The organism is Mycolicibacterium sediminis, from assembly GCF_010731735.1.
GTDB lineage: Bacteria > Actinomycetota > Actinomycetes > Mycobacteriales > Mycobacteriaceae > Mycobacterium > Mycobacterium sediminis.
This window is the reverse complement of record NZ_AP022588.1, coordinates 1135591-1148071: the sequence shown is the minus strand read 5'-3', so window position 1 is coordinate 1148071 and position 12481 is coordinate 1135591. Positions and strand designations below refer to the sequence as shown.

The following is a 12481-nucleotide window of genomic DNA, read 5'->3' as shown; positions in this document are numbered from 1 at the left end:
AGGAGGTGAGTGATGAGTGGTCACGCGGACGTGGATCAGGAGCTGTGGGACGAGTTCCATCGCATCGTGAACATGACCTCGCGCGAGCTGTCGGAGTGGTTGCGCACCCGATCGGCGGGGGAGCACGCCGAGGAGTTTCCCGATGAGTCCGGCAGCCAGACCGGTCAGCACGTGCTGCACATCCTGTCCAAACGCCGGACCGACCTCACCGAGGACGACGAACGCGTGATGCGCAACGTGGTCGACCGTATCCACGCCGAGCGCGGCGTGGACCTCGAGCCGACCGCAGGTCAGAGCAACTGGCGGCATCGCCTGATGACACTGGGACACGATCCACTGAAGGAGGCACGCTGATGGAACGCGGAAGCTCCAAGCACAGCCAACGCGAAGACGACGCGCTGAAGGACGAACTCAGCGGCATGCTGCAGGGCAACCGGCCGACCCGCGCAGAGGAGTGGCGCGATCCGGAGCCGCCCGCCGACGACGATCCCGACGTGCCCTTCGCGGACCCGTCCGACCGCTGAAGGGCGATCTTCAGACCGTCGTGGCGCCGCCGTCGACGGTCAGGATCGCACCGTGGATGTTGCCCGCCTGGGGGCCCGCGAGGAACACCACGGCCGCGGACACCTCGTCAACGGTGCTCATCCGGTGCGATGGCACTCTGGCCAGGATCGGAGCGATGCCATCGGCGAACTCCTGGTTCCGCTCGGTCGCGATCGGGCCGGGTGCCACGGCGTTGACCCGGACGCCGTCTGGCCCGTACTCCGCCGCCCATGCCTTGGTGAGCATGTGGACGCTCGCCTTGGTAGCTCCGTAGAGCGCGGAACCTGCGGCACCGATGATTCCGCTGATGGAGCCGATGTTCACGATGGCGCCCTCACCGCGTCGTGCCATCTCCGGTGCCAGGAGTCCGGTCAACAGAAACGGTGCTGTGACGCTGACGGCGAATGCGGCAGCGATTCGTTCGGCCGTGACATCGGCAGTGGCAGTTGGTTGCAGCAGCGTGGCGACGTTGTTGACCAGGATGTCGACGTGGCCGCCCGACGCCTTGGACGCCGAAGCCGCCAGATCTCCGATGGCATCGGGTCCAGCCGCGAAGTCCACCGGAATGTACACGGCGTGGCCGCCTTTCGACTCGATCGCAGCGACGACCGCTTCTCCACGTGTCCGAGTGCGTCCCGTCACCACGACATGGGCGCCCGCTTCCGCCAGAGCGACGGCGATGCCGGCGCCGAGCCCGGAGGTCGAGCCGGTGACCAGGGCGGTGCGTCCTGCCAATCCTGACGTGGTGGTACTCATCGGTGTCCTTTCGTGGTGGCGATGTCGATGACGGCAGTCGCGAATTGTCGAGGGGCTTCCTGGGGGACGTTGTGACCGATGCCCTCGAGAACGCGGTGTTGGTAGGGGCCGGTATAGCGCGAGCGGTAGGCGCCGCCGTCCTTGGCGGCACCGTCGAAGTCACTCCCGATGGTGATGGTGGGAACACCGATGGTGGGTCTGACGGCAAGGCGTTGTTCCGCTGCGTCGTAACGGGTTTCGCCAGGAGCGAGGCCGAGGCGCCAGCGGTAGTTGTGAATGACGACGTCTGCGTGGTCGGGGTTCTCGAACGCCGTCGCGGTCAGGTCGTACGTGGTGTCCTCGAAGTGCCACAGCGGAGAGGCCTTGGTCCAGATCAGACGGTTGAAGTCCTTGGTGTTGCGGCGGTATCCCAGCGCGCCGCGCGGGGTGGCGAAGTAGTACTGGTACCACCAGCCGTACTCGGCCTGGGGAGGCAGGGGTTCGCGATTGGCGGCCAGATCGACCACGATGTAACCGCTGACGGCAACCAGACCGCTGCATCGCTGCGGCCACAGTGCGGCGACGACGTTCGCGGTACGTCCGCCCCAGTCGTACCCGCCGAGGATGGCGCTCGGAATCCGTAACGCGTCCATCAGTTCGACGACGTCCTGCGCCAACGCGGCCTGTTGGCCGTTGCGCACGGTGTCGTTCGAGAGGAAGCGGGTGGAACCAAATCCGCGTAGGTACGGCACGATGACACGGAAGCCCTGTGCGACAAGGCTTGCGGTGACGTCGGCGTAACTGACGATGTCGTAGGGCCAGCCGTGCAGCAGGATCACGGGCCGGCCGTCGGTGGGGCCGGCGTCGACGTATCCGACGGTGAGGTCTCCGGCGTCGATCTGCTTCACCGGGCCCAGCTCGTGCCGAGGCGCGGCCGGCGGGGTGGCGCCGTCGCCCGAAACCGAGTCGTGCCGTCTCGGAACAAGATTGGCGGGTGCGCATGACGCCAGAGCCAGGCCGCCCGCTGCAGCCGCCGTGGTTTGAACGAAACCCCTTCTGCTGATGGCAGTCACCGCTGTCGCCTCCCTCGTCACGTGGATGAGCATCGTGTCGATCACTCATCACCGACAATTTGACCCGACCACGGACATCGTGTCCAACGATCAAATCGGATACATTTCATCTATTTGAACGATGACACCCGTGCACGCAAGATCAGTCCGTCCCCCCGCGGAGCCGATGTCGCTCCGCGCAGGTGCATCGATGCTGGCGATCAAGGACACCGTTCGCGATCGCGACGGCTGATAGCTTCGTCAAGATGGAGCTGAGGCAACTCGAGTACTTCATGGCCGTCGCAGACGACATGAGTTTCACTCGAGCAGCGCAGCGGGTCCACGTCGTGCAGTCGGCGCTATCGACGTCGATCAAGAAGCTCGAGGACGAGCTGGCCGTTCAGCTGTTCGACCGGTCCCGCCAGCAGATCCGGCTGACCCCTGCAGGCGACGAGTTCCGCAGGCACGCTCGCCAGCTGCTGAACGCGGCTCGGCTGGCCAAGGACGCACTCAACGACTACCGCGGTCAGCTCACCGGCACCGTCGAGTTCGGATCCCTGGTGACGTTCGGCGCGTTGGATGTCCCCAAGGTCCTGGGTGACTTCCACGCTGCCCACCCGTTCGTCCGAATTCGTCTGCGGCTCAGTCAGAGTGGATCGTCCTCCTATCTGGCGTCGATTGCCGACGGGTCTCTGGACCTCGCGCTCGTGTCAGCGCCCGACCGATATCCCGCCGGCATCGATCTCCACTTGCTCGCCCAGGAGCAGATGGTGTTCACCTGTCGTGCCGATCACCCGCTGGCGAAGCGGAAGCGGGTTGGCATCGAGCAACTCGCAGACGAGAATCTCGTCGGCTTCCCCGAAGGTTTCGGCATCAGGCGGCTGATCGATGACGCGTTCGCCGCGGCGGCACTGATCCCGCGCATCCTCTACGAGGTTCCTGCCGACTTCACCGTCTCCGCCGCGTTGATCCGCAACGGCTTGGGGACCGCCTTCATGCCGGAGAGCGAGGTCGGCCGGTTCGGCGATCTGGTGGGCATCCCCCTCGCCGCGCCCATCGACTGGCGCATCTACCTGGCGCGCTCACAGCGCGAGCATGTCAGCCCCGCCGCCGTCCGGCTGGCAGACATGCTCGCCGCGGCCGCCGAAGTCGCACGACGACCATCCAGTTCCTGACGGTCATCGGAACATCTCGTGTCCGCTTCGAGTTCTGCCGCGGATTGAGCCGGGAAACAACCCCCTTAGGCGTTGCCCGGGGCGTTACTGATTGAGACCGCCGCCCGGGTCGCCATTCTTTCCGGTTCCATTGGGTGAGCCGCCCTTTCCGATGCCACCTGCACCGGGCGTGACACCGCCGGCACCACCGTCCCCGCCGGTACCCACACCACCTTGGCCGCCGGCATCGGCGTCGCCACCGGTGCCGTCGCCGCCTCTGCCACCGATGTAGCCGGGTCCGCCGACTCCGCCGGTACCGGCACCGCCCTGCGTGGTCCCGTTCCCGCCGATACCGTTGCCGCCCCTGCCGCCGTTCCCGAGATTCCCATTACTGCCCAGGGTGCCGCCGGCACCGCCGGCCCCGCCGATGCCGACGCCATTGGCATTGCCCGTTCCAGCGCCCCCCGTGCCGGTACCACCGGCGCCACCGTTGCCGCCTAGGAATCCGCTTCCGCCGTTGCCGCCGGTGCCACCCCTCCCTTGGCCGCCGGAGACACCGGAGCCTCCGGCACCGTTGCCGCCGTTGCCACCCGTGCCGCCGACCCCGCTCGATACTCCGCCGGCCAGACTGTTGCCGCCGCTGCCGCCGTTCCCGCCCAGGCCGTTGCCGCCGGCACCGTCCGACGCCGTGCCGTTGCCGCCGTTGCCGCCACCGCCGCCAACGCCCGACTGGCCTGAGAAGCCCCTGATTCCCGCTCCGGCTCCCCCCGGGGTTGCAGCGGCACCACCTTGTCCGCCGGCACCGCCGCGTCCGGAATCGCCACCCGCACCGCCGTTTCCGGCCGACACCGGGTTGCGCGCGTCGGCTCCGTTGCCGCCCGCGCCTCCGTTACCGCCCGTGCCGCCTACACCGCCGCGTCCGCCGATGCCGTCGGCGCCGCGTTGGCCGCCGCTACCCGGCGTGGTGCCTGCCGCCCCGCCTGCGCCGGCTTGACCGCCGTCCCCGCCGAGCCCGCCGTCGCCACCCGTCCCGCCGGGAGCCCCGTCCCGACGAACTGCAGGGGAGGTGCCGCCTGAGTCGACTCCTCGGCCGCCGTTACCGCCGGTGGCCCCTCTGCCGCCCTCACCGCCGTTGCCGCCGACACCTCCGATGCCGTTGATGCCGTTCGACCCGACGTTGGTGCCGGGCCCGCCGAGACCGGCATTGCCGCCCACGCCGCCCTTCCCGCCGGTACCACCTGCCTGACCGTTTCCGCCGGTGCGGCCACCGGACGCGGGACCGCTCGGAAGTGTCTCGCCGTCGGACCCAGTCGCCGTGCTGTTCGATCCCTGGGCGCCGAGGCCACCGGTACCACCCTCACCGCCATTGCCCCCGCGACCGCCGTCGCCACGAACGCCAACTGAGCCAGGCGCTCCGGTCATCCCACCGGCGCCGACGGTGGTACCGGCGCTTCCACCCCGGCCCGCGCTGCCCGCGAGGCCGCCGCCGCCGCCGTTGCCACCGTTGCCACCGGCTTCACCGTCGCCACCAGCGACGGCGACGCTCCTGCTAGGAGCGCCGTCGGTACCCGGTGTGCCGTCGACGCCGACACCGCCGGTGCCGCCCTTGCCCGCAGCCCCTCCGACGCCGCCGTTGCCGTTCCTGCCCGTGGCGCCGGACACCGCGCCCGTACCGCCTCGTCCGGCGCTGCCGCCGGTGCCGCCGTCTCCACCGCTGCCACCGGTCAACCCGTCGAACCCGTCGGGGCGAGCGAGGGTGCCTGTGGCTCCGGTGATGCCCGTGCCACCGGCTCCGCCCGTGCCCCCGGTGCCGCCGTCGCCACCCGCACCGCCGGCGCCCCGAATCCCCGCAGCCCCGTCGGCTCCGGCCACGCCGCCACCGCCGACGGTGGTTCCCGCGGCACCGCCCCGGCCTGCCTGGCCCGCCGCGCCGCCGTTGCCGCCGTTGCCGCCGTCGGTACCCGCGAAGCCCTTCGTGCCATCGCCACCGTTCGTGCCGCTGGTGCCGGGGTTGCCATCGAGGCCTCGGATGCCGTTGCCACCATCGCCGCCGTCACCCGCGGCCCCTCCGACGCCGCCGCTGCCGTTCCTGCCCGTGAGGCCGGGGCCGAGCAGCCCGCCCGAGCCGCCTCGTCCGGCGCTGCCACCTGCGCCGCCGCCTCCACCGTCAGTGCCGGTCGACCCGTCGGACCCGTCGCGTCCGCCGGGGGTGCCGTCGGCTCCCGTGACGCCCTTCCTGCCGGCCCCACCCGTCCCACCGGTGCCGCCGGACCCGCCCGCGCCGCCGGCCCCCAGCAGTCCTCCGGCGCCGCCGTCGCCTCCGTCGCCACCGCGGTTCCCGGTCATGCCGGGCAGTCCGGCGGTGCCGGCCGCCCCCGTGCCACCGGCGCCGCCGTTGCCGATGAACACCCCGCCGCGCCCGCCGGTGCCCCCGGTCCCGGACGATCCGGCCGCACCACCGGCGCCACCGTTTCCGAACAGTCCGGCGCGGCCGCCGTTGCCGCCGTTGGCGCCACGACCGCCCGACCCGAGGAACAGGCCGCCGTTTCCGCCGTTGCAGGTGCTGCCGACACAGTCCGCGGCGGCATCGATGCCGTTGCCGATGAACAGTCGAATGACGGACGACACCTGATCGACACCGATGGTGGGGGGTACCGCGGCGATGAGAGCCACTCGATCGCGCATGGATGCGGAGTCGTTCACCGGCGCCGACGTCGCCCCGACCACGAGGACACATGCCGAATCCAAGCAGTCAGGGGTTGTCGTCGGCGCCGCAAAACCTGCCTCGAGACCGCGTGACCCGTTCGACGCACCCGAGTCACCGGTATCCGCCGACGCCGCCCAGGGAGCGACGATCATCGCGCCTGCGCCCAGAGCAACGGCCAACGCCCCGACTCGCCCGACATGCCGAACACCACTCATGCAACGATCCCTCCGCACCCGTGCGGCGGGCGATCGCCAGCGCATCACCACGAGTATCGGCCGGATCACTACTGCGCCGTGGGCGATCGGCTACTGCACTTTCGGCGATCATGACCCGTCGACCACTGCATCGCCGATGTCGGTCCCGCCTCGCCTCCCGGTGACGTCGGCAGTTCGGCTGACGTTCATGGCCAAGTCGGCCGTTCGGATTGCGGCCGGCGACGTCATCCGGATCGGTTCCAGGGACGAGGCATGGTCGGCATCGGGCGTGCCAAGATGCTCGACATTGACCACGGAGGAGAACGATGTCGACACCGCGGGACGCCGCTGCGCTCGAACCGCTGGACACACACGGGCCGACACGCGCATGGGCCGCCGTCGCCGTACTCGCCCTCGTCGGCACCCTCAACTACGTCGACCGCTTCCTCCCGGGTGTCCTGGCCGAGCCGATCAAGCAGGAACTGGCGCTGTCCGACACGGCAATCGGCGTCATCAACGGCTTCGGGTTCCTCATCGTGTACGCCGTGCTGGGCATCGTGATCGCGCGCGTCGCCGACCGCGGCATCTTCGGCGCCGTCATCGCCGGCAGCCTGACGCTCTGGGGTTCGATGACCATGCTCGGCGGCGCGGTGCAATCGGGCCTGCAGCTCGCACTGACACGCGTGGGGGTCGCCGTCGGCGAGGCGGGCAGCACGCCGGCCGCGCACGCCTACGTGGCGCGTAACTTCGTCCCCGAGAAGCGCTCGGCGCCGCTGGCGGTCATCACCATGTCCATCCCGCTGGCCAGTGCGGCCAGCCTGCTCGGAGGCGGTCTGCTCGCCGAGAGCATGGGATGGCGAGCGGCTTTCGTCGTGATGGGCGCAATCAGCGTGCTGCTGGCGCCCCTAGTGCTGTGGGTGCTGGGTAGGCGCCAGAGCCTGCCCACCCCGCCGCCACGGGAACGCTCCGCCGCACTGAACTGGTGGGATCTGTTGCGCAAGCCCAGCTTCCTCGCAATGGTGGCCGGCACCGCGTTGGTGTCGGCGGCCGGCTACTCGCTGACCACCTTCGCGCCCGCGTTCCTCATGCGCACCCGAGGTATGTCGCTCGGCGAGGTCGGCATCGAGTACGGCCTGGCGACCGGTCTGCTCGGAGTCCTCGGGCTCCTCGTCGTCGGACGAATCGCCGACCGGTTGGCCACCCGCGACCCGCGCTGGTTGCTGTGGATCGTGGTCATCCTGATCGCCGCGCTGCTGCCGGCGTCCGCGCTGGCCTTCGTCGTCGAGAACCGCTCGATGTGCGTATGGCTGTTGGCGCTGGCCTACGTCATCGGCACCGCCTACCTGGCACCGTCCATCGCGGCGATCCAGCGCCTGGTGCTCCCCGAGCAGCGCGCGACGGCGTCGGCCATCTTCCTGTTCTTCAACGCGACGCTCGGCTCGGTGGGACCGTTCCTGACCGGCGTGATCAGCGACTCACTGACCGAGGAGCTGGGCCCGCAGGCTCTGGGCCGCGCACTGCTGATCCTGGTGCCGACCATGCAGCTGGTAGCGATCGGCTGCTATGCGCTTGCCGCGCAGCGCTATCGGCGTGACATCGTCGAGGAGCGCTGAGCATCGAGAGGAAGGGCAGCGCCCTACCTCACCTGCCCCGACTACTGGTGAAAGGCAGCGTGCCGCATCGTGGGTAGCTCATCGCCCCGCCGTCAGCTGTGCGACTCCCGCCAGAAGTCGTCCCAGGCGGACTTGGTCCGATAGTCACTGACGAGGTCGGCGCTGGGGAACGGCGCCATCTGGTCCAGGAAGTCCTTCACGCGCGAGGGATCGTCCGGTGCGGGGATCTGCGAGTTGGCGGCGGCTTGCCGTCAGCGCGCTGTATGGCGAAGCCCTCCTCGGTCAACATGTAGTGGATGTAGAGCTTCGCGGCGTTGGGGCTGTCCGTCTTGGCCGCGTACGCAATCGCCGACGGGAATGACTGCAGCGCCCACGGTTTCATGCCGTCGCAGAGCGCCAGGTGATAGCCCTCCTTGGCGATGTTGCGGAACTTCGCCATGGAGATGGGGCCGAAGCTCGGTTCCTTCTGGCCGGGTGCGCCGACGGCTTCGGAGACCTCCTCGTCGTTGCGGGTCAGCTTGGGACCGTTCTGCGCGAAGCGCTTCACCCACTCGTGGGCGGCGTCGGGTTGGTCCGTGGTGAGTTCCGATCCGAATTGCTCCTCATAGGCGCTCCGAAGTGCGGCGTCGTCGTTGAGGGCCATCGTGTTGAACCAGTACGGGTACTTGGCATTGCTCAAGGGGTCGGCGATGGCGACGCGTCCCCTGAACTCGGCGTCGGTGAGCTGCCAGATGTTGGACACCGGGCAGCTCGAGTAGGTCTGGTCGTTGTAGGCCCAGCCCATCGGGCCGTAGTGCACGATCAGCGGGTATTGGTCCTCGGGCTTGATGGAGCCCTTCACGTCCCCGGGCACCCAGTTGACCAGGACGCCCTGATCCAGTAACTCGACGGCGTAGGTGGGAAGGTCCTCGTTGATGACGACGTCACCGATGACGTTGCCGGACTGGTTCTCCTTCAGCACCTTGTCGATGGCCCCGAGTTCGACCTTCACTCCGGTGGCCTCGAGCCCGTACTTCGCGGCGAAGGCCTCGGCGGTGTCGACGACCTTGCTGGTCTGGTCGTAGACCGTGATGCCGGGCTCGGTGCGGGCAGCGGCGATCAGCGCGTCGAGATCGAAGCCCGCCGGATCCTCGTCGGACTGGGTCGACTTCTGCACCAGCGGGGGCGGCGTGGCATCGGTGGCGGTGGGGTCGGGCGGTGCGCACGCCGTCATCAGGAGCGCGAGAACCGCCCCGACGCATGCGAGGCGTCGGACGCCTGAACCGTTGTCGTGCATGACTTCTCCTTCGTTGATGGGCTTCGACGGATGGATCGGGCCAAGTGCGACGAGGATTCCGCGCGCATGGGTCGACCGACGAGGGGGACGGTTTGCGTCGACCGGTGCGGCTCTGGCCTCACCCGACGACGACACGGTCGCCTGCCGTGTCGAACACGTGGACGTCCTCGGGAGCGACCCGCATCGTGATCTCGTCGCCCGGCCGACACGTCGGTGTCACGGACGTCGTCGCGAAGAGGTGGCGGTCGTCGGCGACGACTTCGATGGTCCAGCTGCCGCCGGTCGCGAGGATGGCGAAGACGGTGCCGTCGATCATCAGTCCGTCGCCGGCACTGGGTTCACCGCGACCGTCGATCCGCATCGACTCCGGGCGGAATCCCACGGAGCCCGAGACGATTTGGGTGCCCCGTGTCCTCGCGTGGGCGAACGCGGACGCCGCTGCCACGTGGGGTGCGGGCGCGGCATCGCCCAGCCCGATGACGTTGATGGGAGGGTTGCCGAGGAACTCGGCGACGAAGCGATTGCGGGGGCGGTCGTAGATGTCGGTCGGAGACCCGATTTGCTGGAGTCGGCCCTCGAACATCACCGCGATCCGCGTGGCCAGTGTCATTGCCTCCCACTGATCGTGGGTCACGAAGACGATGGTGGAGGAGAAGTCGTGGTGGATCCGCTTGAGTTCTGCCCGCATCTCGAGCCGCAGCCGGGCGTCGAGGTTCGAGAGCGGCTCGTCGAGGAGCATGACGCCGGGATTGACGGCCAGCATCCGCGCCAATGCCACCCGCTGCTGTTGACCGCCCGACAGTTGGGAGGGGTAGCGGTCTGCGTAGCGGTCGATGTCCATCACCGCCATCACCTCGTCGGCGCGCCGCCCACGTTCGGCTCGCGCGACCCGGCGGAGGCGCAGACCGTACTCGATGTTCCGACGAGTCGTCATGTGCGGCCACAGCGCATAGCTCTGAAAGACCAAGCCCATGTCGCGGCGCTCCGGTGGCACGAACACGCCCTGATCGACCGAGTCCACTACACGGTCGTCGACGGAGATCGAACCGCTGGTCGACTGTTCGAGACCGGCGATCATCCGCAGCGTCGTGGTCTTGCCGCAGCCGGAGGGGCCGAGCACGCACATGAACTCGCCGTCGTCGATCGTCAGGTCGAGATCGTCGACCGCGCTGGTAGTCGCTGCTGGATAGCGCTTGGTGACGCGGCCGAGTGTTATCGTGGGCATCGGTCATCCACCCAATCCCCGACCGAGGTCGGTCTTCGTGGTCTTCTGGATGGCGTAGGTGCCGGCGAATGCAATGGCCGAGATGATGAGGACGACGCCGTTGGCCGCTTGGGTGTGCCCGTACTCGACGAGCTTTATCGCAAAGGTCGTCAGGACGTCCATGCCCGGTACGGCCAGGATCACGACGAGGCTCAGGCTACGGACGCCGGCGATGAACGACAGGAGGACACCGGTTGTGAGCGAACGCCTCTGGATGGGCAGGACGATCTCCACCATGCGGCGCCACCAACCGGCACCCGCGACCTGCGCCGCCTCTTCGGGGTCGGGGCCGAGCTGCATCATCGACGAGATCCCGGCGCGAGACGTGAACGGCATCTGCTCGGCCATGTAGATGAGCACCAAGATGGCGGCCGTTCCGTAGAGCGCCGGAACGGGTCCGCGCGGCACGGCGAACAATGCGAGGTAGGCCACCGCGAAGGCGATGCCCGGTACGAGGTACGGGAGGAACGTGATCTGACGCAACCCCGTTGCGAGCAGGCGATTGGGGGATCGGACTACGACGTAGCCGACGAGTTGGCCGAGAATTCCCGCGAGCACCGCAGCGACGCCGACGATCCAGAGCGTGTTCCATGCCGCCGACCACACGCCGCTGCTCACCAGGATTCCATCGGTGAACCCAGGAGTGTCAAGGTCGTGGCCGACCCAGTAGGACAGGGTGAAGTTGTCCGGCGAGAAGTCGGCAGGTCGCCGGACGAGAGTCGAGAGCAGCAGTACTCCCATGGGCACGACGACACTGAGCAGGAAGGCGAACCCGCAGAGCGCGGTCGCCGGGAGCCGCAGCCGGCCGAGCAGTCGTGTTCGGTCCATCGATCCCTTGCCCCCGATGGTGACGAAACGCCGCGCCTCCCTGAGAAAGTGCACGTCCACCCAGAGGGACAGCAGCCCGATCGCGATGATGGCGCCGGCGATGACCGCCGCGGTGCCGCTCTCCCGGGTCGTGATGTTCCGGTACAGCGAGGTCGCCAATACGTTGAAGTCGGCGGGCAGTCCGAGGATGTAGGTCACCCCGAACTCGCCGAGGACCTTCGCCAGGATCAAGGTGCCGGCCGAGATGATCGCCGGCCGCATCAGCGGCAACAGGATGGTGCGGACGACGGTCCAGTGCCCGGCGCCGAGTAGTCGTGCCGAGTCCTCCAATTGAGAGTCGAAGCGGGACAACGCGTTGCCGAGCAGCAGGATCACGAGGGGCGAGAAGTACAGCGTGAAGATGATGATGATCGGAACGGCGCCGTACGCGAGCCAGTCGGGCGGCGTGATCCCGATGGACTCGAGCCAGCCAGGTTGACCACCTGCCGTGCGGTTCTTGAAGATCGTGCTCCAGGCCAGTGCGAACGCCCACGTCGGCAGCATGTAGGGGACGATCAAGGCCGTGGTGAACCAGCGGCGGCCGACCATGTCGGTGCGGGTCAACAGCCACGCGAGCACCCCGCCGACCACGAGCGACAAGACGACGGAGCAAACGCTGACGATCACGGTGTGGAGCAGAGGTCGCCAGAACAGGTCGGCGGCGACCGGTGAGAGGAAGACCCGCCAGAGGTAGTAGGACGTCGGCGAGCCCGCGGGCTGCTGGACGATGACCGTGTCCTTCGGACTGACGGTTGCAGCCTGAACCAACATCGTCACGATCGGCACCACGATCAGGTAGCCGAACAGCACCAGCCCGAACAGTCCGAGGACAGTCGTGGGACGCCGCATGCCGACCGTGGTCCGGTAGCGGAGCGTCATGCGGCGAGGTGTCGGAACGCCTTCGGATGCGGGCGCGTCGTCGTCGACCATGGGATGGTCCGGCGCCGCTGCCCACCTCTGCACCTGGTGTCCTCGGATTGGCTACCGCTTACCGGACATACCGTTCGATATGTCCGGGACAGTACCCAGCCCGGTCCGGCATGTCAGGCATTACCGCAGATGCGGGTCGCGGTCAG

At 68.5% G+C, this 12481-nt stretch carries 11 protein-coding genes; 4 read left to right on the top strand and 7 right to left on the bottom strand.

What is annotated here, in order from left to right:
* Window positions 1-12 precede the first annotated feature (12 nt).
* Together G6N64_RS05655 and G6N64_RS29885 are read left to right on the top strand one after the other, a co-directional pair.
* Entirely contained in the window at window positions 13-354 is a 342-nt protein-coding gene (locus G6N64_RS05655) for a DUF3140 domain-containing protein (RefSeq protein WP_163795995.1), read from the top strand.
* On the top strand, window positions 354-524 hold the full coding sequence (locus G6N64_RS29885) for a hypothetical protein (protein WP_174266760.1): 171 nt from the start codon (window positions 354-356) through the stop codon (window positions 522-524). The genes G6N64_RS05655 and G6N64_RS29885 overlap by 1 nt, the downstream gene beginning before the upstream one ends.
* A 10-nt stretch (window positions 525-534) precedes the next feature.
* Here G6N64_RS29885 and G6N64_RS05650 read toward each other — a convergent pair whose 3' ends face one another.
* Both G6N64_RS05650 and G6N64_RS05645 read right to left on the bottom strand, forming a co-directional pair.
* Window positions 535-1299, bottom strand: coding sequence for an SDR family NAD(P)-dependent oxidoreductase (locus tag G6N64_RS05650; protein WP_163795994.1), 765 nt, complete (start codon window positions 1297-1299; stop codon window positions 535-537).
* The gene (locus G6N64_RS05645; protein WP_163801459.1) at window positions 1296-2384 is read right to left on the bottom strand and encodes an alpha/beta fold hydrolase; all 1089 of its coding nucleotides are present in this window, start codon (window positions 2382-2384) and stop codon (window positions 1296-1298) included. Before G6N64_RS05645 ends, G6N64_RS05650 begins: the two co-directional genes overlap by 4 nt.
* Before the next feature lie 212 nt (window positions 2385-2596).
* Here G6N64_RS05645 and G6N64_RS05640 point away from each other — a divergent pair, with 212 nt between their 5' ends.
* Window positions 2597-3505: a LysR family transcriptional regulator gene (locus G6N64_RS05640; RefSeq protein ID WP_163795993.1), complete on the top strand. Its 909-nt coding sequence runs from the start codon at window positions 2597-2599 to the stop codon at window positions 3503-3505.
* Window positions 3506-3589: 84 nt separating this feature from the next.
* Here the strand turns inward: G6N64_RS05640 and G6N64_RS05635 are convergent, their stop codons facing one another.
* Both G6N64_RS05635 and G6N64_RS05630 read right to left on the bottom strand, forming a co-directional pair.
* Complete coding sequence (locus G6N64_RS05635) at window positions 3590-6169, bottom strand: hypothetical protein (RefSeq protein ID WP_163795992.1); 2580 nt, start codon at window positions 6167-6169, stop codon at window positions 3590-3592.
* A 345-nt stretch (window positions 6170-6514) separates the two neighbouring features.
* Window positions 6515-6700, bottom strand: coding sequence for a hypothetical protein (locus G6N64_RS05630; RefSeq protein WP_163795991.1), 186 nt, complete (start codon window positions 6698-6700; stop codon window positions 6515-6517).
* An 11-nt stretch (window positions 6701-6711) separates the two neighbouring features.
* Here G6N64_RS05630 and G6N64_RS05625 point away from each other — a divergent pair, with 11 nt between their 5' ends.
* A complete protein-coding gene (locus G6N64_RS05625; protein ID WP_163795990.1) occupies window positions 6712-7998 on the top strand; it encodes a spinster family MFS transporter in 1287 nt (428 codons plus the stop codon).
* A 196-nt stretch (window positions 7999-8194) separates the two neighbouring features.
* Here G6N64_RS05625 and G6N64_RS05620 read toward each other — a convergent pair whose 3' ends face one another.
* The 3 genes from G6N64_RS05620 to G6N64_RS05610 all read right to left on the bottom strand — a co-directional run bounded on the left by G6N64_RS05620 (window position 8195) and on the right by G6N64_RS05610 (window position 12368).
* The gene (locus G6N64_RS05620) at window positions 8195-9274 is read right to left on the bottom strand and encodes an ABC transporter substrate-binding protein (protein ID WP_246230966.1); all 1080 of its coding nucleotides are present in this window, start codon (window positions 9272-9274) and stop codon (window positions 8195-8197) included.
* Between the two features lie 118 nt (window positions 9275-9392).
* Window positions 9393-10499: an ABC transporter ATP-binding protein gene (locus G6N64_RS05615; protein ID WP_163795989.1), complete on the bottom strand. Its 1107-nt coding sequence runs from the start codon at window positions 10497-10499 to the stop codon at window positions 9393-9395.
* 3 nt (window positions 10500-10502) lie between these two features.
* Entirely contained in the window at window positions 10503-12368 is a 1866-nt protein-coding gene (locus G6N64_RS05610; RefSeq protein WP_246230965.1) for an ABC transporter permease, read from the bottom strand.
* Window positions 12369-12481: the final 113 nt, after the last annotated feature.